The sequence below is a fragment of the Yokenella regensburgei ATCC 49455 genome, from assembly GCF_000735455.1.
GTDB classification, from domain to species: Bacteria; Pseudomonadota; Gammaproteobacteria; order Enterobacterales; family Enterobacteriaceae; genus Yokenella; species Yokenella regensburgei.
The window spans coordinates 87,224-108,629 of the sequence record NZ_JMPS01000064.1 but is presented as its reverse complement, the minus strand read 5'-3'; the positions used below and the strand labels follow the sequence as shown (position 1 = coordinate 108,629).

The 21,406-nt window shown below is 54.8% G+C and carries 18 protein-coding genes; 4 read left to right on the top strand and 14 right to left on the bottom strand.

The window, feature by feature from the left end:
* Nucleotides 1–18: 18 nt before the first annotated feature.
* Both rnz and GYRE_RS14905 read left to right on the top strand, forming a co-directional pair.
* Nucleotides 19–936, top strand: coding sequence for a ribonuclease Z (rnz, locus tag GYRE_RS14910; RefSeq protein ID WP_038256283.1), 918 nt, complete (start codon nucleotides 19–21; stop codon nucleotides 934–936).
* Between the two features lie 78 nt (nucleotides 937–1,014).
* Entirely contained in the window at nucleotides 1,015–2,019 is a 1,005-nt protein-coding gene (locus GYRE_RS14905; RefSeq protein WP_038256281.1) for a chemotaxis protein, read from the top strand.
* 57 nt (nucleotides 2,020–2,076) lie between these two features.
* On the opposite strand, the gene nuoN is transcribed toward GYRE_RS14905, so the two are convergent.
* The 14 genes from nuoN to lrhA form a co-directional block, all read right to left on the bottom strand.
* Nucleotides 2,077–3,534, bottom strand: coding sequence for an NADH-quinone oxidoreductase subunit NuoN (nuoN, locus tag GYRE_RS14900; RefSeq protein WP_006820940.1), 1,458 nt, complete (start codon nucleotides 3,532–3,534; stop codon nucleotides 2,077–2,079).
* Between the two features lie 6 nt (nucleotides 3,535–3,540).
* Entirely contained in the window at nucleotides 3,541–5,070 is a 1,530-nt protein-coding gene (gene nuoM, locus GYRE_RS14895; RefSeq protein ID WP_006820941.1) for an NADH-quinone oxidoreductase subunit M, read from the bottom strand.
* Between the two features lie 102 nt (nucleotides 5,071–5,172).
* Nucleotides 5,173–7,014 (bottom strand): NADH-quinone oxidoreductase subunit L, encoded by a 1,842-nt coding sequence (nuoL, locus tag GYRE_RS14890; RefSeq protein WP_038256280.1) that lies wholly within the window; start codon nucleotides 7,012–7,014, stop codon nucleotides 5,173–5,175.
* Nucleotides 7,011–7,313 carry an NADH-quinone oxidoreductase subunit NuoK gene (gene nuoK, locus GYRE_RS14885; protein ID WP_006820943.1) on the bottom strand — a complete coding sequence of 101 codons (303 nt, stop codon included), beginning with the start codon at nucleotides 7,311–7,313 and terminating at the stop codon, nucleotides 7,011–7,013. Before nuoK ends, nuoL begins: the two co-directional genes overlap by 4 nt.
* Nucleotides 7,310–7,864: an NADH-quinone oxidoreductase subunit J gene (nuoJ, locus tag GYRE_RS14880; protein WP_006820944.1), complete on the bottom strand. Its 555-nt coding sequence runs from the start codon at nucleotides 7,862–7,864 to the stop codon at nucleotides 7,310–7,312. Before nuoJ ends, nuoK begins: the two co-directional genes overlap by 4 nt.
* Before the next feature lie 11 nt (nucleotides 7,865–7,875).
* Nucleotides 7,876–8,418, bottom strand: coding sequence for an NADH-quinone oxidoreductase subunit NuoI (gene nuoI / locus GYRE_RS14875; protein WP_038256279.1), 543 nt, complete (start codon nucleotides 8,416–8,418; stop codon nucleotides 7,876–7,878).
* Nucleotides 8,419–8,429: 11 nt separating this feature from the next.
* Nucleotides 8,430–9,407, bottom strand: a complete 978-nt coding sequence (nuoH, locus tag GYRE_RS14870) for an NADH-quinone oxidoreductase subunit NuoH (RefSeq protein ID WP_006820946.1) — start codon at nucleotides 9,405–9,407, stop codon at nucleotides 8,430–8,432.
* On the bottom strand, nucleotides 9,404–12,130 hold the full coding sequence (gene nuoG, locus GYRE_RS14865) for an NADH-quinone oxidoreductase subunit NuoG (protein WP_006820947.1): 2,727 nt from the start codon (nucleotides 12,128–12,130) through the stop codon (nucleotides 9,404–9,406). The genes nuoH and nuoG overlap by 4 nt, the downstream gene beginning before the upstream one ends.
* Nucleotides 12,131–12,160: 30 nt before the next feature.
* A complete protein-coding gene (gene nuoF, locus GYRE_RS14860; RefSeq protein WP_006820948.1) occupies nucleotides 12,161–13,498 on the bottom strand; it encodes an NADH-quinone oxidoreductase subunit NuoF in 1,338 nt (445 codons plus the stop codon).
* Entirely contained in the window at nucleotides 13,495–13,995 is a 501-nt protein-coding gene (gene nuoE, locus GYRE_RS14855; RefSeq protein WP_006820949.1) for an NADH-quinone oxidoreductase subunit NuoE, read from the bottom strand. Before nuoE ends, nuoF begins: the two co-directional genes overlap by 4 nt.
* Nucleotides 13,996–13,997: 2 nt before the next feature.
* A complete protein-coding gene (nuoC, locus tag GYRE_RS14850; RefSeq protein WP_006820950.1) occupies nucleotides 13,998–15,803 on the bottom strand; it encodes an NADH-quinone oxidoreductase subunit C/D in 1,806 nt (601 codons plus the stop codon).
* An 85-nt stretch (nucleotides 15,804–15,888) separates the two neighbouring features.
* The gene (gene nuoB / locus GYRE_RS14845; protein WP_000386729.1) at nucleotides 15,889–16,551 is read right to left on the bottom strand and encodes an NADH-quinone oxidoreductase subunit NuoB; all 663 of its coding nucleotides are present in this window, start codon (nucleotides 16,549–16,551) and stop codon (nucleotides 15,889–15,891) included.
* A gap of 15 nt (nucleotides 16,552–16,566) precedes the next feature.
* Nucleotides 16,567–17,013, bottom strand: coding sequence for an NADH-quinone oxidoreductase subunit NuoA (gene nuoA / locus GYRE_RS14840; RefSeq protein ID WP_006820951.1), 447 nt, complete (start codon nucleotides 17,011–17,013; stop codon nucleotides 16,567–16,569).
* A gap of 629 nt (nucleotides 17,014–17,642) precedes the next feature.
* Complete coding sequence (gene lrhA / locus GYRE_RS14835) at nucleotides 17,643–18,584, bottom strand: transcriptional regulator LrhA (protein ID WP_038256272.1); 942 nt, start codon at nucleotides 18,582–18,584, stop codon at nucleotides 17,643–17,645.
* A gap of 915 nt (nucleotides 18,585–19,499) precedes the next feature.
* Between lrhA and alaA the strand changes: the two genes are divergently transcribed.
* Nucleotides 19,500–20,717, top strand: coding sequence for an alanine transaminase AlaA (gene alaA / locus GYRE_RS14830; RefSeq protein WP_006820954.1), 1,218 nt, complete (start codon nucleotides 19,500–19,502; stop codon nucleotides 20,715–20,717).
* Nucleotides 20,718–20,798: 81 nt separating this feature from the next.
* The gene (yfbR, locus tag GYRE_RS14825) at nucleotides 20,799–21,398 is read left to right on the top strand and encodes a 5'-deoxynucleotidase (RefSeq protein WP_038256270.1); all 600 of its coding nucleotides are present in this window, start codon (nucleotides 20,799–20,801) and stop codon (nucleotides 21,396–21,398) included.
* The last annotated feature ends 8 nt before the right edge of the window (nucleotides 21,399–21,406 follow it).

The following is a 21,406-nucleotide window of genomic DNA, read 5'->3' as shown; positions in this document are numbered from 1 at the left end:
CGGTAAGGGGACCAGGTTTTGGAATTGATTTTTTTGGGGACATCCGCCGGCGTACCGACCCGTACCCGTAATATGACGTCGATACTGCTGAATTTGCAACAACCAACCGTGTCACAGATGTGGCTTTTTGACTGCGGAGAAGGCACGCAGCACCAGTTTTTACGCACCGAATTTCATCCAGGCAAGCTCAATAAGATATTCATTACTCATCTGCATGGTGATCATCTGTTTGGCCTGCCGGGTTTGCTGTGCAGTCGCTCCATGCAGGGCAATACCCTGCCGCTCACGATTTATGGGCCAAAAGGGCTGAAAACGTTTGTGGAAACCGCCTTACAGCTGAGCGGTTCATGGACCGATTATCCGCTGACCATTGAGGAGATTGGTCCTGGTGAGCTGTTCGATGACGGGCATTTCCGCGTAACGGCATATCAGCTGAATCATCCGGTCGAGTGCTATGGCTATCGTATTGAAGAGCATGACAAACCGGGCACGCTGAACGCCGCAGCGCTGAAGGCGGATGGTATCTCTCCTGGCCCGCTGTTCCAGCAGCTTAAACAGGGTTTAACCGTCACGCTGGAAGATGGTCGGATGATTGACGGCAGCCACTATCTCGGCCCGGCAACGCCTGGTAAGACGCTTGCGATTTTTGGCGACACCGCCCCCTGTGAAGGTGCCCTTGCGCTTGCCCGAGACGTTGACCTGATGGTACACGAAGCCACGCTTGAAGATGCCATGGCGGAAAAAGCCAACAGCCGCGGACACTCCACCGCGCGGCAGGCGGCGGCACTCGCCAAAGAAGCGGGAGCGACAAAACTCGTCATCACTCACGTCAGCTCACGCTACGACGCAGAAGGATGCAGACGCCTGCTGGAAGAATCACGTTCCTGCTTTGCGAACTGCGAACTCGCCGAGGATTTCAAGGTCATTTCACTTTAATCACTAAGATCTGCTGCACTTTTGCCCGTCACTGCCGATAACCAGAAAATAGATCTTCTTCTTTCTTCTGAGGGCACGATGGATAATTTCCAGAAAGATATCGATGACAGGGCGAATCTGACCCTGTCCAACCGTTTTGAACTGCTGCTGTTCCGCCTTGGCGAATCCATGCAAGGGGAAAAATCAGAGCTGTTTGGCATCAACGTCTTCAAACTGCGTGAAATCGTGCCAATGCCTGCCTTTACCAAACCGGCGGGCATTAAGCATCCGGTGCTGGGCATGGTGAACATCCGCGATCAAATCATCCCGGTGATTGACCTGCCTTCTGTCGCAGGCTGCAAACCGACTAACGGGCTGAATATTCTGCTCATCACCGAGTATGCCCGCAGCGTGCAGGCCTTTGCGGTGGAGTCGGTCGAAAACATTATTCGTCTCGACTGGACGCAAATTCATACCGCCGAGAAAGCGATTAATGGTCAGTACATCACCAGTATTGCGTGCCTTGATGACGATAAAGACAGCAATAACCTGGCGATGGTTATCGACGTTGAGCAAATCCTTTACGATATTGTTCCAGCCGACCACGATCTGCACGCCACCCACGTTGAAGCGCCGAAGATGAAGATTAAGCCAGGTGCTACAGCTATCGTGGCAGAAGACTCCAAAGTCGCGCGTGCGCTGCTGGAGAAAGGCCTGAAAGCGATGGAAATCCCGGCGCAGATGCACGTGACCGGCAAAGAAGCCTGGGAGAAAATCGAGAAGCTGGCGGAAGAAGCGCAGGCGCAGGGCGTACCTATTAGCGACAAAATCGCGCTGGTGTTGACCGACCTTGAGATGCCGGAGATGGATGGTTTTACCCTGACCCGTAAAATCAAAACCGATGAGCGCTTCAAAAACATCCCGGTTGTTATCCACTCCTCGCTTTCCGGCAATGCTAACGAAGACCATATCCGCAAAGTCCGCGCCGATGGTTACGTCGCCAAGTTTGAAATCAACGAGCTGTCGTCGGTGATTCAGGAAGTGCTGGAGCGCGCAGACAAGAAGGTCGGTGGCCCTCTCATCAGCCGCCAGCAGCGCGCTTAAATTGTTACTCCCATAAAAAAACCGCCTTCGGCGGTTTTTTTATTTCGGCGTTAGCCCTTACATCATCGGCAGCGCATGCTGCACGATGCTGATAAGCGGCTGTGGCCAGATACCGAGGATCAGCACCAGCAGTGCCGAGATCAGTACCACGATACCACCGGCGCTGTACTGCCAGTTGCTCGGGGCATCACGGTTCAGCTGCTGCGGCGCGCTCAGGTACAGGCTCACCGCTACGCGCAGGTAGTAGTAGAGACCAATCGCGGAGCCGATAACCACCGCCGCAACCAGCCACCACAGGTGCGCTTTCACACCCACTGCCAGCACGTAGAACTTACCAATAAAGCCGAGCGTCATCGGGATACCCGCCAGCGACAGCATCATCACCGTCATCACCGCCGACAGGATCGGACGATGCCAGAACAGACCACGGTAGGAGAACAGTGAGTCTGCATCCGGGCCACGGTACGGGCTGGACATCAGGCTCACCACGCCGAAGGCGCCGAGGCTGCTGAACAGATAACCGGCCAGATACACGCCTACCGCTTCCATCGACATTTCGCCGCTGTGCAGCGCAATCAGCGCCACCAGCAGGTAGCCGAGGTGAGAGATAGAAGAGTAGCCGAGCAGACGCTTGATGTTGGTCTGGCTCAGCGCCATCAGGTTACCGAAGATGATGGAGGCGAAAGCAATCAGGCCCAGCACGATGCGTACTGCTTCGCTGTTACCCACCGGCATGTACAGGAACAGACGCATCACCACGCCAAAGATGGCGATTTTGCTGGCGGTCGCCAGGAAGGTGGAGACCGGCGCAGGCGCACCCTGATACACGTCTGGCGTCCACAGATGGAACGGCACCAGCGAAAGTTTAAAGCCAAGGCCAACGATCATCATGCCAAGACCCGCCAGCAGCAACGGCTCGTGCAGCATGTTGTCTGCCAGCGCCTTGCCCAGCGCAACGAACGACAGGTTGCCAGAGTTCGCGTACACCAGCGCCATACCGAACAGCAGGAATGAAGATGCTGCGGCAGACAGAATGGTGTATTTGATGCTCGCTTCGAGTGAGCGCTTCTGACGGAAGGCGTAACCAATCAGGCCGAACAGCGGCAGCGAGATAAGCTCGATACCGAGGAACAGCGCAGCCAGATGGTTGGCATTTGCCAGCAGGATCCCACCTAGCGCGGCAATCAGCACCAGCAGGTAGAACTCTTCTTTGTTGTCGGTATAGCCTTCAAGCCATGGGTAGGCAAAGGTACAGGTGGCGAGGCTCGCCAACAGTACCAGCCCGGTGTAGAGCATGGCGTAACCGTCAACCCGCATCAGCGGGGTGACGTCCATGCTACCTGCCTGCCCAACAAACCAGAGGGAGACCAGCGCGGCGTTAAGACCGATGACGGACAGCGTGGCATTCAGAAAATGGTTGCGTCGCCACGCAATGGACAGCATCACAACCACCACCGTCAAGCCGACGATCAGCAGCGGTAGCAGCGCAATCAGTTGTTGTGGAGTTATTGTCATGGCGATTTACGGCCTTGTAGTAGAAACAGAATTAACAAACCACTGCTGAATATTGCTCATCGCAGAATGCGACGTATCCAGAATCGGCTGTGGCCAGAAGCCCAACAGCACCAGCAGTACGACCAGCAGCAGGATGATGAACAGCTCACGCAGCGACATCCCTGGCAGCTCTTTGGCTGCGATTTCGCTCTTCGCTTTACCGAAGTACGCGCGGTGCAGCATCGACAGCGAGTACACGGAAGCGAACACCAGGCCGAAGGTGGAAATCACGGTAATGACCGGCACAACCTTGAAGCTGCCGAACAGGATCATGAATTCACCCACGAAGTTACCGGTACCCGGCATACCCAGCGTGGCAACAGCGAAGAACATCGACATCGCTGGCAGCCATTTCATTTTGCCCCACAGGCCGCCCATCATACGCATGTCACGGGTGTGCAGGCGCTCGTACAGCTGACCACAGAGAATGAACAGACCCGCCGCGGACAGACCGTGCGCGATCATCTGAATCACCGCACCCTGGTAGGCGAGCTGGCTGCCGGTGTAGATAGCAATCAGTACGAAGCCCATGTGGGACACGGAGGTGTAAGCAATCAGACGTTTGATATCGTACTGAGCGAAGGCCATCCACGCGCCGTAGAAAATACCAATCACACCGAGCCACATGGCAATCGGGGCGAATTCAGCAGAGGCGTTCGGGAACAGCGGCAGCGCGAAACGCAGCAGACCGTAGGCTGCGGTTTTCAGCAAGATCCCCGCGAGGTCAACGGAACCTGCGGTCGGTGCCTGAGAGTGGGCATCCGGCAGCCAGCCGTGCAGCGGAACCACCGGCATTTTCACCGCGAAGGCGATGAAGAAGCCCAGCATCAGCAGGTATTCAACGCCGTGCGACATCGGGGTTTTCAGCAGCTGTTCGTAGTTGAAGGTCCAGACGCCGGTGGCATTGTAGTGCACGAACACCAGTCCAAGGATGGCAATCAACATCACCAGACCACTTGCCTGGGTATAGATGAAGAACTTGGTGGCCGCGGTGATACGCGTTTTACCGTCAGACGCTTTGTGTCCCCACAGCGCAATCAGGAAGTACATCGGCACCAGCATCATTTCCCAGAAGAAGAAGAACAGGAACATGTCGATGGCAAGGAACACGCCGATAACGCCGCCCAGGATCCACATCAGGTTGAGGTGGAAGAAGCCCTGGTACTTTTCAATTTCACGCCAGGAACAGAGCACCGCCAGCACACCCAGCAGGCCGGTCAGCACCACCATCAGCAGCGACAGACCGTCGATAGCCAGATGGATAGAGATACCAAAGCGTGGGATCCACGGCAGAATGAACTCTGACTGCCATTGCGGAATACCCGCAGATTGCGTCAGAGAGTAACCGCCCTGCAACCACAGTTGCAGACCGAGCGCGAGCGTCAGTCCCATTGTAATCAGCGCGATCCAGCGCGGCATCTTCACGCCGAAGCGTTCGGTCTGCCAGCACAGGAAGCCGCCGATGAACGGGATTAAAATTAACCAAGGTAATAACATAGCTGCGTATGTCCCTTATTTTCTAAATTCTGTACTTACCCGTCATACTTCAGGTTACATCCGAGTTGCTTTGTGCAACCTGAAGCATTTTAGGTTATAAAATCAACGCAATACCATCAACAGCGCCAGAACTACGACGGCACCGATGCTCATGGACGCCACATACCAACGCAGGTAACCGTTCTCGCTCAGCAGCAGACCTTTGCCTGCAAAGCGGGACAGAATCGCCGGGGTGTTCATCATCGAGTTCAGCGGGTCGCGCTTGAGCAGCCAGGCAATGCCGAGGAACGGCTTCACGAAGACTTTGTCATACAACCAGTCGAAGCCCCATGCGTTGTACCACCAGGTACCCAGCAGACGGCCCGGCGCGCTGTTGGCAATCGCGGTAACCAGAGTACGTTTCCCAAGCCACAGCCAGGCCGCAATCAGAATGCCCGCGATAGCAATCACACCGGAGGTGATTTCCAGCGTCATCACCTGACCATGGTCCATTTCGGTCGTAGCCGGCAGTACGCCAGCCAGCGGCGGAACGATCATTGCGCCCACAAAGGTAGACAGAATCAGCAGCACAATCAGCGGCAGGTGATGGGTAATCCCCTTTCCTGCGTGAGCGTGGATCTGCTCTTTACCGTGGAAGACGATGAAGATCATACGGAAGGTATACAGTGAGGTCATGAACGCACCGACCAGACCCGCAACCATCAGGTTCATATGACCATTCGCCATCGCACCGGCAAGGATTTCGTCCTTACTGAAGAAGCCTGCGGTGATAAGCGGCAGTGCGGAAAGCGCCGCGCCCCCCACCAGGAAGCAGACATACACCAGCGGAATTGATTTACGCAGGCCACCCATTTTGAAGATGTTCTGTTCGTGGTGGCAGGCGAGGATCACCGAGCCGGACGCCAGGAACAGCAGCGCTTTGAAGAACGCATGGGTCATCAGGTGGAAAATCGCCGCATCCCACGCCTGAACGCCGAGCGCCAGGAACATGTAGCCAATCTGGCTCATGGTGGAGTAAGCGAGAACACGTTTGATGTCGGTCTGTACCAGCGCCGCAAAGCCTGCCAGCACCAGCGTTACCGCACCAACGATACCGACCAGATGCAGGATCTCCGGGGTCATCAGGAACAGGCCGTGCGTACGGGCAATCAGGTACACACCGGCGGTTACCATGGTTGCCGCGTGGATCAGTGCAGAAACCGGAGTCGGGCCCGCCATTGCATCCGCAAGCCAGGTCTGCAACGGCAGCTGCGCCGATTTACCGACCGCGCCGCCCAGCAGCATCAGGGTTGCCCACATCAGCATGTTGTTGCCAGCGGCAAAGTGCGCCGGAGCCAGCTCGACCATTTCACGGAAGTTCAGCGTACCCAGCTCGTTGTAGAGGATGAACAGCGCGAAAGCGAGGAACACGTCACCCACACGGGTCACGACAAACGCTTTCATTGCTGCAGCACCGTTCTTCGGATCGGTGTAGTAGAAACCGATCAGCAGATAAGAGCACAGGCCCACGCCTTCCCAGCCGAGGTACATCAGCAGCAGGTTGTCCGCCAGTACCAGCACCACCATGCTCGCGATGAACAGGTTGGTGTAGGCGAAGAAGCGGGAGTAGCCCTCTTCCCCACGCATGTACCAGGAAGCAAACATGTGGATCAGGAAGCCAACGCCGGTCACCACGGAGAGCATGGTCAGCGACAGGCCGTCCAGCACGAGGTTGAAACCGATGTTGAAGTCACCCACTGACATCCAGGTCCACAACGGAACGCTGAACGCCTGTTTGCCGTTAGCGAAGAAATCAACGCCAACGTAAGCGGTCACCAGTGCAGCAAGACCAATCGAACCGACACCCACCGTGGCGGAGAGGTTCTCCGACCAGCGGCCGCGGGAGAAGGCCAGCAGGATAAAGCCAATCAATGGCAAAATAATGGTTAAGGCAAGCATGTTCATCCACGCAACTCACTTACTGAATCGATGTTCAGATTCTGGCGGCGACGATGGAGCTGCAGCAGCAGCGCCAGACCAATACTCGCTTCCGCAGCCGCAAGGCTAATCGCGAGGATATACATCACCTGGCCGTCAGTCTGGCCCCAGTAGCTGCCGGCAACCACAAAAGCCAGCGCCGCGGCGTTGATCATGATTTCCAGGCTAATCAGCATAAACAGCAGATTGCGGCGGATAACCAGACCGGTCAGACCAAGAACAAACAGGACAGCGGCGAGGATCAGTCCATGTGTTAAGGGGATCATGCGTGTTCCTCCGTTTTTCTTTTCTCGCGGTCCTCGGTGCGGTTGCTCAGCACTTCACCCATGCGGTCTTCACGACCGATATGGAAGGCAACCACCAGACCCGCCAGCAGCAGCATAGATGCCAGCTCGACGGCCAGGACATAAGGTCCAAACAGCGTGATACCCACTGCTTTCGCGCTAATTGCCGCACCGTCGATGCCCTGATCGTTCAGGCCGACGATAGCGTAGACGATAACCACCAGCAGTACCGCAGAGAGGATGGCCGGACCAATCCAGATTTGCGGTTTCAGCCACTGGCGCTCCTGCTGGATCTCGGCACCGCCAAGGTTCAGCATCATCACCACGAAGACGAACAGCACCATGATGGCACCGGCGTACACGATGATTTCAAGCGCACCCGCGAAGTAGGCACCAAGCGAGAAGAACACCCCGGAGATCGCCAGCAGCGAAATAATCAGGTACAGCAATGCGTGCACCGGATTGGTGTGGGTGATAACCCGTAGGGTGGCCAGGATGGCGATCAGGCCACAGATATAAAAAGCGAATTCCATTGCCCCTCTCCTTACGGTAACAGGCTCTTGACGTCGATAGGTTTGGCTTCGTTTTCCGCCTCGCCCTTATCTTTGCCGTCGATTGCCATACCCGCCATCCGGTAGAAGTTATATTCCGGGTATTTGCCCGGACCGGAAATCAGCAGATCCTCTTTTTCGTACACCAGATCCTGACGCTTGTATTCGCCCAGCTCGAAGTCCGGGGTCAACTGAATCGCCGTGGTTGGGCACGCTTCTTCACACAGACCACAGAAAATGCAGCGTGAGAAGTTGATGCGGAAGAACTCCGGGTACCAGCGGCCGTCTTTGGTCTCTGCTTTCTGCAGAGAGATACAGCCAACCGGGCAGGCTACCGCACACAGGTTACAGGCAACGCAGCGCTCGGAACCGTCCGGATCGCGCGTCAGCACGATACGGCCACGGTAGCGCGGCGGCAGATATACCGGTTCTTCCGGGTACATCTGGGTTTCGCGTTTTGCGAACGCGTGCAGGCCGATCATCCAGATACTGCGTACCTGGGTGCCGAAACCTACCAATAATTCTTTTAAGGTCATGGTCTTTTCCCTTATTGCGCCTGCCACAGAATGACAGCCGCCGTACCCAACAAGTTGATAAGCGTCAGCGGCAGGCAAATTTTCCAGCCGAAGGACATCACCTGGTCATAACGCGGACGAGGCAATGAGGCGCGAATCAAAATGAACATCATCATGAAGAATGCGGTTTTCAGCGCAAACCAGATGAACGGAGGTAAGAGCGGACCATTCCAGCCACCGAAGAACAGCGTGACGATCAGCGCCGATACGGTAACAATACCGATGTACTCACCCACGAAGAACAGACCGAACTTCATGCCGGAATATTCGATGTGGTAACCATCGGCCAGTTCCTGCTCCGCTTCCGGCTGGTCAAACGGGTGACGGTGACACACCGCAACGCCCGCGATAGCGAAAGTGACGAAGCCAAAGAACTGCGGAATGACGTTCCACAGATGCGCCTGGTTGTTGACGATGTCGGTCATGTTGAATGAACCGGCCTGCGCCACCACGCCCATCAGGGAGAGACCAAGGAATACTTCGTAGCTCAGGGTTTGCGCAGAAGCACGCATCGCCCCCAGCAGCGAGTATTTGTTGTTGCTTGACCAGCCAGCGAACAGCACCGCGTATACCGCGAGACCCGCCATCATCAGGAAGAACAGGATCCCGATGTTAAGGTCGGCAACCACCCAGCTCGGACTGACCGGAACGATAGCAAATGCCAGCAGCAAAGAGGTGAACGCGATCATCGGCGCCAGCGTGAAGATCACGCGGTCGGAGAATTTCGGGATCCAGTCCTCTTTGAAGAACATTTTGATCATGTCCGCAACCAGCTGAAGTGAACCACCCCAGCCCACACGGTTCGGTCCATAACGGTTCTGGAACAGACCCAGCAGACGACGTTCGCCGAAGCTCATGAACGCGCCGCAGGTGACTACCACCAGCAAAATGACAACCGCTTTCAGGATGCTTAACAGAATGTCGATAACATCCGGTGTTAACCAACTCATGCTTTCGCCTCCTGCAGATTATCAATACGCGCGCCGGTCAGTACCGGTGCAATACCCGGCAAGCCCATCGGTAAGCCCACCTGCCCTGCCGCCAGGCCTTCTGAAAGCAGCAGCGGTAAGCTCAGGGTCTGACCTTCATAGCTGAATGACACATGCGCACCGGCGTTAACGCCAAGCGCGGCGGCATCTGCCGGGTTGAGCTTGATGTACGGCTGCGGCATGCGGGTCTGGAAGACCGGAGCACGCTGGGACAGTTCATCACTACCAAACAGGTGATAGTACGGCGCGATACGCCACTGACCTTTCTCCGCTTCAAAGCCCGCCGGAACGGTGGTGAAGTAGTCGAGACCAGCCTCAGAGGCTTCAATCAGACGCACGCCCGGATCGCCATGACGCAGTTTGCCACCCACTTCCGCCTGGAACTTGTTCCACGCCTGCGGGGAGTTCCAGCCCGGTGCCCATGCGAACGGAATTTGCGAACGCGGTGCGTTTGGCTGGTTGTTCCCTTCCATAGAGAAGGCAAACATGGTGTCTTTATCCTGCGGCTGACGCGGCTCGTGCACGCTGATGTTCGCGCGCATTGCCGTGCGGCCGCTGTAACGATGCGGTTCACGGGCCAGCTTCTGACCACGAATGCGGAAAGAGGCTTCCGGCGCGGCATCTTTAATACCTGCCAGCTGCGGCAGTTTTTCGATGACGGCGTCGATAACGTGATCGAGCTGAGTCCAGTCCACTTCGCGGCTCTGGACGGTGCTGTACAGCGAGTGCAGCCAGCGCCAGCTTTCGAGCATCACGGTGTTGGAATCGTAGTAAGACGGGTCGTAAACCTGGAAGAAGCGCTGGGCGCGACCTTCGTTGTTGATGACCGTACCGTCGCTTTCGGCAAAGCTTGCTGCCGACAGCACCAGGTGCGCTTTGTCCATAATGGCCGTGCGCTGGTGGTCGATAACCATTACCAACGGCGCTTTCGCCAGCGCGGCGTCAACGCGCGCTGCAGAAGCATGACGATGCAGGTCGTTTTCCAGCACTACAACCGCATCGGCAGCACCGCTTTCCAGTTCGCTCAGCGCCTCTTCAAGAGAGCCACCGCCCATCATGCCGAGGCCAACGCTGTTGACCGCACGGGCAATCATGGTCACGCCAACGTCGGCACCGCGTTTTTTCAACGCTGTCGCCACGTTTGCAGCAGCCTGAAGCATCGCTTCGCTACCGGCGTTAGTACCAGAGATAATCAGCGGTTTCTTCGCGCCGGACAGCGCCTGCACGATAACGTCCACTTTGCCTTTCAGGTCGTTGCTGAGACCTTCCACTGCCGGAGCGGTGTTGTCCAGAGCATGGGCAATCGCGAAACCTAAGCGCGCCTGATCTTCAACCGGTGCGCGGTAGGTCCACGCCGCGATGTCGTCCAGACGAGTGTCATCAATGTTGGTAACAAACAGCGGATGTTTGGCACGCTGGCCGATGTTAAGGATTGCCGCAATCTGCCAGTCAGCCACTTTCTGTGCTGCTGCCATTTCGCGCGCTTTGCCTTTCACCGCCTGACGCACTGCCAGCGCCACACGAGCACCGGTCTGGGTAATGTCTTCACCCAGCACCAGCACCGCATCGTAAGATTCGATGTCACGCAGCGCCGGAGTGTGTACCCCGCCTTCACGCAGCACTTTCAGCATCAGCTGCAAACGTGCCTGCTCGCCTTTGGCGATACCGGTGTAGAAATTCTCTGCACCCACCAGCTCACGCAGCGCAAAGTTGCTCTCGATGCTGGCGCGCGGGGAGCCGATACCAATCACTTTCTTCGACTGACGCAGAATATCTGCTGCACCCTGCATCGCCTGCTCGGCGTTGAGGGAGATCAGGTCGTCGCCGCGGCGCTGAACCGGCTGACGCGGACGGTCTTTCAGGTTCACATAGCCATAGCCGAAACGACCACGGTCGCAGAGGAAGTAGTGGTTTACGGTACCGTTGTAACGGTTTTCGATACGACGCAGCTCGCCATAACGTTCACCCGGGCTGGTGTTACAGCCAATAGAACACTGCTGGCAGATGCTTGGTGCAAACTGCATGTCCCATTTACGGTTGTAACGCTCAGAGTGGGTTTTGTCGGTGAATACGCCGGTCGGGCAAATCTCTACCAGGTTACCGGAGAATTCGCTTTCCAGCGTACCGTCTTCCGGGCGACCAAAGTAGACGTTGTCGTGAGCGCCATATACGCCCAGATCGGTGCCGTCCGCATAATCTTTGTAGTAACGCACACAGCGGTAGCAGGCGATGCAGCGGTTCATTTCGTGAGAGATGAACGGCCCCAGATCCTGATTGCGGTGGGTACGTTTGGTGAAACGGTAGCGACGGAAGCTGTGACCGGTCATCACGGTCATATCCTGAAGGTGGCAGTTACCGCCCTCTTCGCAGACCGGGCAGTCGTGCGGGTGGTTGGTCATCAACCACTCGACAACGCTTTCGCGGAACTGCTTCGCTTCTTCGTCATCAATAGAAATAAAGGTGCCTTCGGTTGCCGGTGTCATACAGGACATCACCAGGCGGCCACGCGTGTCTTCCGCGTTCTGATATTGCTTCACCGCACACTGGCGGCAAGCCCCAACGCTTCCCAGCGCCGGATGCCAGCAAAAATAAGGAATATCAAGACCAAGAGAGAGGCAAGCCTGTAACAGGTTGTCCGCTCCGTTAACCTCGTATTCTTTGCCGTCTACATGAATCGTAGCCATTAGCGTGCTTCCAAAATTAAAATCGTTAACTCACCAGCGCGTCTTGAGCAGGTTCGGCTGAATCCCATTAATCAGATGGGTATTGCTGAACTGTTGCTTGATACCTGCTTCGAACTCGTCACGGAAATATTTAATCGCGCTCTGCAGCGGCTCAACCGCACCTGGCGCATGCGCACAGAAGGTTTTGCCTGGGCCTAAGAAGCGGCACAGCTGCTCCAGCGTTTCGATATCACCCGGCTGGCCTTCGCCACGTTCGATAGCGCGCAGGATCTTGACGCTCCACGGCAGACCATCACGGCACGGCGTACACCAGCCACAGGACTCACGAGCAAAGAACTCTTCCAGGTTACGCACCAGCGATACCATGTTGATCTCGTGGTCGACGGCCATCGCCAGCGCAGTACCCAGACGGCTGCCCGCTTTACCGATGCTTTCAAATTCCATCGGCAGGTCGAGATGCGCCTCAGTGAGGAAGTCAGTACCCGCGCCGCCAGGCTGCCAGGCTTTGAACTTCAGGCCGTCACGCATACCGCCGGCATAATCTTCAAGGATTTCACGCGCGGTGGTACCAAACGGCAGTTCCCACAGGCCCGGATTCTTCACGCGCCCGGAGAAGCCCATCAGCTTGGTACCGGCATCTTTGCTCTTAGAGATGCCCTGATACCATTCCACACCATGCTCAAGGATAGCGGGTACGTTACACAGGGTTTCTACGTTGTTCACGCAGGTCGGCTTACCCCATACACCAGAGCTTGCCGGGAACGGCGGCTTGGAACGCGGGTTAGCACGACGACCTTCGAGGGAGTTAATCAGCGCGGTTTCTTCACCACAGATATAACGCCCGGCCCCGGTGTGCACGAACAGCTCGAAATCAAAACCGGTGCCGAGAATGTTTTTCCCAAGCAGGCCCGCTTCGGTGGCTTCGGCAATAGCACGACGCAGATGCTGAGCAGCTTCGATGTATTCACCGCGCAGGAAGATGTAGCCACGGTAGGCCTTCAGCGCAAATGCAGAAATCAGCATGCCTTCCACCAGCAGGTGTGGCAGCTGTTCCATCAACAGGCGGTCTTTGTAGGTGCCCGGCTCCATTTCATCGGCGTTACACAGCAGGTAACGGATGTTCATGGATTCGTCTTTCGGCATCAGGCTCCACTTAAGACCCGTGGAAAAGCCCGCACCGCCGCGCCCTTTCAGGCCGGCGTCTTTCACGACGTTGACGATTTCATCCGGCGCCATGCCGGTCAGCGCTTTACGCGCACCGGCATAACCGTTTTTACTTTGGTACTCATCCAGCCAGACCGGCTGCTTGTCTTCACGCAAGCGCCACGTCAGCGGATGGTTCTCAGGAGTCAGAATGATGTTCTTCATTTGTACTGCTCCAGCAGGTCCGGGATGGCATCAGGCGTCAGATGGCTGTGAGTGTCCTCATCAATCATCATGGTTGGCCCTTTGTCGCAGTTACCCAGGCAGCAGGTTGGCAGCAGGGTAAAGCGGCCATCAAAGGTGGTCTGGCCCGGCTTGATATTGAGTTTCTTCTCAATCGCAGCCTGAATGCCCTGATAACCCGTGATGTGGCACACCACGCTGTCGCAGTAGCGAATCACGTGACGACCTACCGGCTGGCGGAAGATCTGGCTGTAGAACGTTGCCACACCTTCTACGTCGCTCGCCGGGATCCCCAGAACATCAGCAATCGCGTAAATCGCGCCGTCCGGTACCCATCCGCGCTGCTTCTGAACGATTTTCAGCGCTTCAATGGACGCCGCACGCGGGTCTTCGTAGTGGTGCTTCTCGTGCTCAATGGCATCACGCTCTGCCGCACTCAGCTCAAAAGCCTCGGTTTGTGGTTGTTGATTCTCGTGCATAATTAGCGGTCCACGTCTGACATAACAAAATCGATACTACCCAGATGGACAATCAGGTCGGACACCAGGCTGCCGCGTACCGCTACCGGGATCTGCTGCAGGTGCGCGTAGCTCGGAGTACGGATACGGGTACGGTAGCTCATGGTGCTGCCGTCGCTTGTCAGGTAGTAGCTGTTAATACCCTTGGTTGCTTCCACCATCTGGAAGGACTCCTGCGCCGGCATTACCGGGCCCCAGGAAACCTGCAGGAAGTGGGTAATCAGGGTTTCGATATGCTGCAGCGTGCGCTCTTTCGGCGGGGGAGTCGTCAGCGGGTGATCCGCTTTGAACGGCCCTTCCGGCATGTTCTTGAGGCACTGCTCAAGAATGCGCAGGCTCTGACGCAGCTCTTCCACTTTCAGCATCACGCGGGTATAGCAGTCGGACACGCCGCCGCCAACCGGGACTTCAAAGTCGAAGTTTTCGTAGCCAGAGTATGGACGCGCTTTACGCACGTCGAAGTCGATACCGGTGGCGCGCAGCGCAGCGCCGGTACAACCCCAGTCCAGCGCCTCTTTCTTGCCGTAAGCGGCAACGCCCTGGGAACGACCTTTGAGAATGGTGTTACGCAGCGCGGCTTTCTCGTAAGAGTCCAGACGCTTCGGCATCCAGTCGAGGAAATCACGCAGCAGCTTGTCCCAGCCGCGCGGCAGGTCGTGCGCGACGCCGCCGATACGGAACCAGGCCGGGTGCATACGGAAACCGGTGATCGCTTCCACCACATCATAAATCTTCTGACGGTCGGTAAAGGCGAAGAACACGGGGGTCATCGCGCCGACGTCCTGAATGAACGTGGAGATATACAGCAGGTGGCTGTTGATGCGGAACAGTTCGGAGAGCATCACGCGAATCACGTTAACGCGATCCGGGGTAGTAATACCTGCCAGTTTTTCAACGGCCAGTACGTATGGCATTTCGTTCACACAGCCGCCGAGGTATTCGATACGGTCGGTATACGGAATGTAGCTGTGCCAGGACTGACGCTCGCCCATCTTCTCAGCGCCACGGTGGTGGTAGCCGATGTCTGGAACGCAGTCGACTATCTCTTCACCGTCGAGCTGAAGAACGATACGGAACGCACCGTGCGAGGACGGGTGGTTTGGGCCGAGGTTAAGGAACATGAAGTCCTCGTTCTCGGTGCTGCGCTTCATGCCCCAGTCTTCCGGCTTGAAGGTCAGCGCTTCCATCTCCAGATCTTGTTTTGCTTTAGTCAGCTCAAACGGATCGAATTCGGTGGCGCGCGCCGGGTAGTCTTTACGCAGCGGGTGGCCTTCCCAGGTCGGCGGCATCAGCAGACGCGTCAGGTGCGGGTGGCCATCGAAGGTAATACCAAACATTTCCCAGGTTTCACGCTCATACCAGTTGGCGTTCGGGAACAGTTTGGTGAGGGTCTGGACGTGCAGATCGTTTTCAGACAACGCCACCTTGAGCATGATGTCGCGGTTGCGGTCTACTGAAATCAGATGGTAGAAAACGGAAAAATCCGCGGCCGGTAAACCGTCGCGGTGGGTGCGCAGGCGCTCGTCCATGCCGTGTAAGTCAAACAGCATCACATAAGGCTTTGGCAATTTCTTCAGGAAATCGACCACTTCGAGCAGCTGTTCGCGTTTAACCCAAACAACGGGTACCCCGGTGCGGGTAGGCTGAACAGTAAAGGCATCCGGCCCAAAACGGTTGCGCAGTTCGCCAATCACTGGATCATCCAGGTGGTCCCGGGTGCTCCATGCTGGTGCGTCGTGCGCGGTTAAATCGGTCATATTGTTCACCATTGCAAAAGGTCTGTGGTGGTTGGGCGTGGCTTCGCGCTATTTATTGTCGTCTGCGAAGAGTGATTCCACGGCCCACAGGCGCAAATTAAATCTCGTCTGGTGTACGCAGATTCGTTACTGCAATACGTTCGCCGCGCTTACGCTCGCGTTCGGACTGCATATTGGCGCGGTACACACCCTGATCGCCAACCACCCACGACAGCGGACGGCGCTCTTTACCGATGGACTCCTGCAGCAGCATCAGCGCTTGCATGTAGGCTTCCGGACGCGGCGGGCAGCCAGGGATGTAAACATCCACCGGAATAAACTTATCCACGCCCTGTACAACAGAATAAATGTCGTACATGCCGCCGGAGTTCGCACAGGCCCCCATGGAAATGACCCACTTAGGCTCCAGCATCTGGTCATAAAGACGCTGAATAACCGGCGCCATTTTGGTGAAGCAAGTACCCGCAACCACCATCAGGTCAGCCTGACGCGGGGAAGCACGAAGTACCTCGGCACCAAAACGCGCAACGTCATGCACCGCAGTGAATGACGTCACCATTTCCACGTAGCAGCAAGAAAGGCCGAAGTTATACGGCCAGATTGAGTTCTTACGGCCCCAGTTCACCATGTCATGGAGCTTACCCATGAACACATTTTTATTAACTTCTTGCTCCAGGGGGTCAGTTACGATCTCCTGTTTTTGCAGGGGGTAACGGTCGTTCTCACCGTTAGGATCTATGCGGGTGAGCGTATAATCCATCTTATTGCCTCGCTTTTACTGCATATGACGGTTAGTGGCGCTGTCGGTTTCCTGATTTACCAGCGTGCGGCGTGAACGTGCAGGCGTCCAGTCCAGCGCGCCAATACGAACGAGGTAAACCAGACCAGCCAGCAGCACTAAAATGAAAATAGCTGCTTCTACAAATCCTACCCAGCCGCTTTCACGGATGGAGGTTGACCATGCGTACAGATAGAGCGCTTCCACGTCGAAGATGACGAAGAACATGGCGACCAGATAGAACTTCGCAGAAAGGCGTAAGCGGGCAGAGCCAACGGAGTCGATGCCCGATTCAAATGGGGTGTTTTTACTACGCGCGCGGGCGCGACCGCCAAGGAACCAACCACCAATCAACATGAAACAGCACAAGCCGATGGCGATGATGAGAAATATAGCGAAAGCCCAGTGATGAGCGATGACTTCAGTGGATGTTGACATACGCATTGCTTAACCAAATAGGTAGCGCCAAAATCTCTGCTCTTGCTGGCAGATGAACGCCACAGATTCATGGGGAGGAATAAAAAAGCCTTACAAAGACTGTCTGAAAAAGTGACTTAGACAGCAAAACGCTGTGGCTTTTTACTCCTTTCTATAACCTTTTGTCAACTTTAACAAAAGTTTCCTCACATTAGTTTACACCGGATGCATTTCATTAACATTAAATGCCCTTTAGCGCGATTTTTTCGAAATCACCATCAGGATTTAACGCTGTTGAATCGTGTCCGTGCCAGGCGTAAACGAGATTTGCCCTTCTATTTTGACAGGATTTGACCGCGATTCCTCCCCCTATTGAGGAGTATTTTCTTGATCTGAGACACGCTTCTGTTAATTGCCCCAAGAAAACAGCAACAAAAAAGCCGTTTTTTTAACATTAGCAGCCCGTTCTGAGCAGGGAGAGAAAATAAACATCACGTCGCGAAAGTGTTCACTAAGTGAATGAAAATCAGCAACAAAGCGGCGGAGATTCCAACAGTTGCTGGTTAAACATGCAAAAAAAAAGCCATCGTGCAGAAAACCAGCGACGACGGCTATTTTTTAAACTTACATTTTGTTACCAGATTTCGGCGAGTTTGTTACCCAAAATCCTCTTCAACCGTACGGGTATCCCCTCCCCCTTCCGGGGTATAATGGCGGAACTGCGACCACGGGTTATGCTGCTCTTCAATCGCCTGAAAAATCACATCAACCAGTTCGTTCTGGCTCTGACCGTTGCGGCTCAACAGATACTCGGTATCGGGTAATACGGGAAGCCCGTCAGATTTTCCCAGTACCCGCAGGTCCGGGCTCATCATCTCAACCGGACGCGCAGTTACGCCTAACCCGGCCTTAACGGCAGCACGAACGGCAGCAAGCGTTGAGGCGACATACGCCAGGCGCCACGGAATACGCGCCGCATCAAGCGATTCAAGAATGATGTCGCGAAACGGGCTGGGGTCATCCAGCAGCACCAGCGGTACGGCTTCGCCCGGTTGCATCACATATTCTGCGGCACAGTACCAGAGCGTTGGCGATGTTCTCAGCGTGTGGCTGTCAAACGACGCCAGACGATGAGAGGTCAGCACCAGATCCACCTCGTTACTGTGCAGCATATCCGCCATTTCAGCATGACGTTTCACGCGAACATCCAGCGCTAGCTTAGGGTAAACCGAACTTATCCGATTAAGGAGAAACGGCAGGATAGTATCTGCAGATTCATCAGAAGCACCTATCGTCAGCGTGCCCTGCAGGTTGCTAAACATTAGCGATGTGCATGCTTCATCATTAAAACGGAGAATCTTTCTGGCGTATCCCAACAGCTGGATCCCATGCTCCGTCAACAATTTGTTCCGCCCGTGACGGGCAAATAACTCTTTACCTACGAGTTGTTCCAGTCTCTGCATCTGCTGACTAACGGCGGACTGGGTACGACCTACTGCAGAGGCTGCAGCAGCGAAAGTATTCAGATCAGCGACCGCAACGAAAGTTCTTAGCAGATCGAGGTCGAGATTCAGTATCGGACGATTTGCAGTTATCATATTTATTCACTTACAGGTTGCTGGTGCTTACCTGCCTGGTTAATGCTGTGCTCAAAACTTCAGGCATTACCGTTTGAATCGATTCTTTCAGACACGTGATGCCAGAAGAACACCTGAATGAAGCGTTATTGCACGCAATTTGCCTGTCTGCCGCGCACGGGCAGACCCCTAGCTATATTTTTGTTTATTCTTGCTTTTCTGAAATAATCGAAGTCTTCAAATTAATGTGAAGTCATGCAAGAAATTTGCAGGCACGGCATACTTTCTTTACAGGCCTGGCGCAGCCAGGATAATTCTATCCAGAACAAGAAAAAACAAAAATACTAACAATAACAAATAGTTATATAGTTAATTCACTGTTTATAGGCTGTTTAAACACGCCTTTATAGTAATTAACCTCTGTATCCTAACCCAAAACCATTATATTTATAAGTGTTATTGGGTATAATCTTACACAAAATTTCTGTTAAGAATCAAAGCTCTTTAATCTAAATAACAAAAGAGACAAATATCTTTGCAAATAATAAAATTTATTAATTGTTTAAATATTCTTTCATTAACATTACTTAACAATGCCTTCACAGTTATCAGTATTAAACCGAATCGCTGACTACGCAAAAACCTCCCATATCACACCCCCTGCTTTACCCAGCCTGTGAGAAACAACATTTTTTAATCAGCATAAAATTCAACACAACCGGCATAAAGCCGCAGATATCACCAGACAAAACGCATTTATCCGCAAGATAACGCCACAGTAACAGAGCATTGCAGCGAAAGAGATTAGGTGGAATATTCTAACAACACAAAATCTTCTTCTGTTGACCCTTCAAAATCCCCCCTATGGGGAGTACATTATTCCGTGCTGACTTCCACGGCAGGGAGTCACGACAATAGCTAAAAGGTCAACGATTCATGTCACCCATCGAAAAATCCAGCAAACTTGATAATGTCTGTTACGACATCCGCGGCCCGGTTCTTAAAGAAGCCAAACGTCTTGAAGAAGAAGGCAACAAAGTTCTTAAACTGAACATCGGCAACCCCGCGCCCTTCGGCTTTGACGCCCCGGACGAAATCCTGGTTGACGTGATTCGTAACCTGCCAACCGCGCAGGGCTACTGCGACTCAAAAGGTCTTTACTCCGCCCGTAAAGCTATCATGCAGCATTATCAGGCGCGTGGTATGCGTGATGTGACCGTTGAAGATATCTACATCGGTAACGGCGTTTCCGAGCTTATCGTGCAGGCGATGCAGGCACTGCTGAACAGCGGTGATGAAATGCTGGTCCCTGCCCCGGATTATCCGCTGTGGACCGCAGCGGTATCGCTCTCCAGCGGCAAAGCGGTGCATTACCTGTGCGACGAAGAGTCAGACTGGTTCCCGGACCTCGATGATATTCGCGCTAAAATCACTCCGCGTACCCGCGGTATTGTGATCATAAACCCGAACAACCCAACCGGCGCGGTGTACTCCAAAGAACTGCTGCTGGAGATTGTCGAGATCGCCCGCGAGCACAACCTGATTATTTTCGCCGACGAAATCTACGACAAAATTCTTTACGATGAAGCGCAGCACCACTCCATCGCTGCCCTGGCGCCGGACCTGCTGACCATCACGTTTAACGGCCTGTCGAAAACCTACCGTGTGGCGGGATTCCGTCAGGGGTGGATGGTACTGAACGGCCCGAAAAAACACGCCAAAGGCTACATTGAGGGGCTGGAGATGCTCGCCTCTATGCGCCTTTGCGCCAACGTCCCTGCCCAGCACGCGATTCAGACCGCGCTCGGTGGCTATCAGAGCATCAGCGAGTTCATCGTTCCCGGCGGCCGTCTGTACGAGCAGCGCAACCGCGCGTGGGAGCTTATCAACGAGATCCCCGGCGTCTCCTGCGTGAAGCCGAAAGGCGCGCTGTACATGTTCCCGAAAATTGATGCCAAACGCTTTAACATCCACGATGACCAGAAAATGGTGCTCGACTTCCTGCTGCAGGAAAAAGTGCTGCTGGTCCAGGGAACGGCCTTTAACTGGCCGTGGCCGGATCACGTGCGTATCGTGACCCTGCCGCGCATCGACGATCTGGAGATGTCCATCTCCCGCTTCGGTCGCTTCCTTTCCGGATATCATCAGCGATAATCCTCTTGGCCGTCGGATTTGCATCCGGCGGTCAACTCTGCGCACAATGGTTCTGATGTTGTAACGGATATCAGGAAAACTATGAGCCAGAGCCATTTCTTTGCCCATCTCTCCCGTCTGAAGTTAATCAACCGCTGGCCGCTAATGCGCAATGTGCGGACTGAAAACGTCTCTGAACATAGTCTGCAGGTCGCCATGGTGGCCCACGCGCTGGCAGCAATTAAGAACCGTAAATTTAATGGTCACGTCAACGCCGAGCGCATTGCTCTGCTGGCGATGTATCACGACGCCTCAGAGGTGCTGACCGGCGATCTCCCAACCCCGGTGAAGTATTTCAATTCGCAGATCGCCCAGGAATATAAAGCCATCGAAAAGATTGCCCAGCAGAAGCTGGTTGATATGGTGCCCGATGAGCTGCGGGATATCTTCGAGCCGCTGATCGACGAAAGCCAGTACAGCGCCGAGGAAAAGTCGATAGTCAAACAGGCCGATGCCCTGTGCGCCTACCTGAAATGTCTGGAGGAACTCTCTGCCGGTAATAACGAGTTCCTGCTGGCGAAATCCCGGCTGGAGAAAACGCTGGAAGAGCGCCGAAGCGATGAGATGGACTACTTTGTACAGGTGTTCGTTCCAAGCTTCCATCTGTCGCTGGATGAAATCAGCCAGGATTCACCGCTGTAGGACTAAGT

What these genes read in the sequence shown, in the direction of transcription:
- GYRE_RS14905 (WP_038256281.1), top strand. Translation starts at nt 1,015, where the DNA reads ATGGATAATTTCCAGAAAGATATCGATGACAGGGCGAATCTGACCCTG.
- nuoN (WP_006820940.1), bottom strand. Translation starts at nt 3,534, where the DNA reads ATGACAATAACTCCACAACAACTGATTGCGCTGCTACCGCTGCTGATC.
- nuoM (WP_006820941.1), bottom strand. Translation starts at nt 5,070, where the DNA reads ATGTTATTACCTTGGTTAATTTTAATCCCGTTCATCGGCGGCTTCCTG.
- nuoL (WP_038256280.1), bottom strand. Translation starts at nt 7,014, where the DNA reads ATGAACATGCTTGCCTTAACCATTATTTTGCCATTGATTGGCTTTATC.
- nuoK (WP_006820943.1), bottom strand. Translation starts at nt 7,313, where the DNA reads ATGATCCCCTTAACACATGGACTGATCCTCGCCGCTGTCCTGTTTGTT.
- nuoJ (WP_006820944.1), bottom strand. Translation starts at nt 7,864, where the DNA reads ATGGAATTCGCTTTTTATATCTGTGGCCTGATCGCCATCCTGGCCACC.
- nuoI (WP_038256279.1), bottom strand. Translation starts at nt 8,418, where the DNA reads ATGACCTTAAAAGAATTATTGGTAGGTTTCGGCACCCAGGTACGCAGT.
- nuoH (WP_006820946.1), bottom strand. Translation starts at nt 9,407, where the DNA reads ATGAGTTGGTTAACACCGGATGTTATCGACATTCTGTTAAGCATCCTG.
- nuoG (WP_006820947.1), bottom strand. Translation starts at nt 12,130, where the DNA reads ATGGCTACGATTCATGTAGACGGCAAAGAATACGAGGTTAACGGAGCG.
- nuoF (WP_006820948.1), bottom strand. Translation starts at nt 13,498, where the DNA reads ATGAAGAACATCATTCTGACTCCTGAGAACCATCCGCTGACGTGGCGC.
- nuoE (WP_006820949.1), bottom strand. Translation starts at nt 13,995, where the DNA reads ATGCACGAGAATCAACAACCACAAACCGAGGCTTTTGAGCTGAGTGCG.
- nuoC (WP_006820950.1), bottom strand. Translation starts at nt 15,803, where the DNA reads ATGGTGAACAATATGACCGATTTAACCGCGCACGACGCACCAGCATGG.
- nuoB (WP_000386729.1), bottom strand. Translation starts at nt 16,551, where the DNA reads ATGGATTATACGCTCACCCGCATAGATCCTAACGGTGAGAACGACCGT.
- nuoA (WP_006820951.1), bottom strand. Translation starts at nt 17,013, where the DNA reads ATGCGTATGTCAACATCCACTGAAGTCATCGCTCATCACTGGGCTTTC.
- lrhA (WP_038256272.1), bottom strand. Translation starts at nt 18,584, where the DNA reads ATGATAACTGCAAATCGTCCGATACTGAATCTCGACCTCGATCTGCTA.
- alaA (WP_006820954.1), top strand. Translation starts at nt 19,500, where the DNA reads ATGTCACCCATCGAAAAATCCAGCAAACTTGATAATGTCTGTTACGAC.
- yfbR (WP_038256270.1), top strand. Translation starts at nt 20,799, where the DNA reads ATGAGCCAGAGCCATTTCTTTGCCCATCTCTCCCGTCTGAAGTTAATC.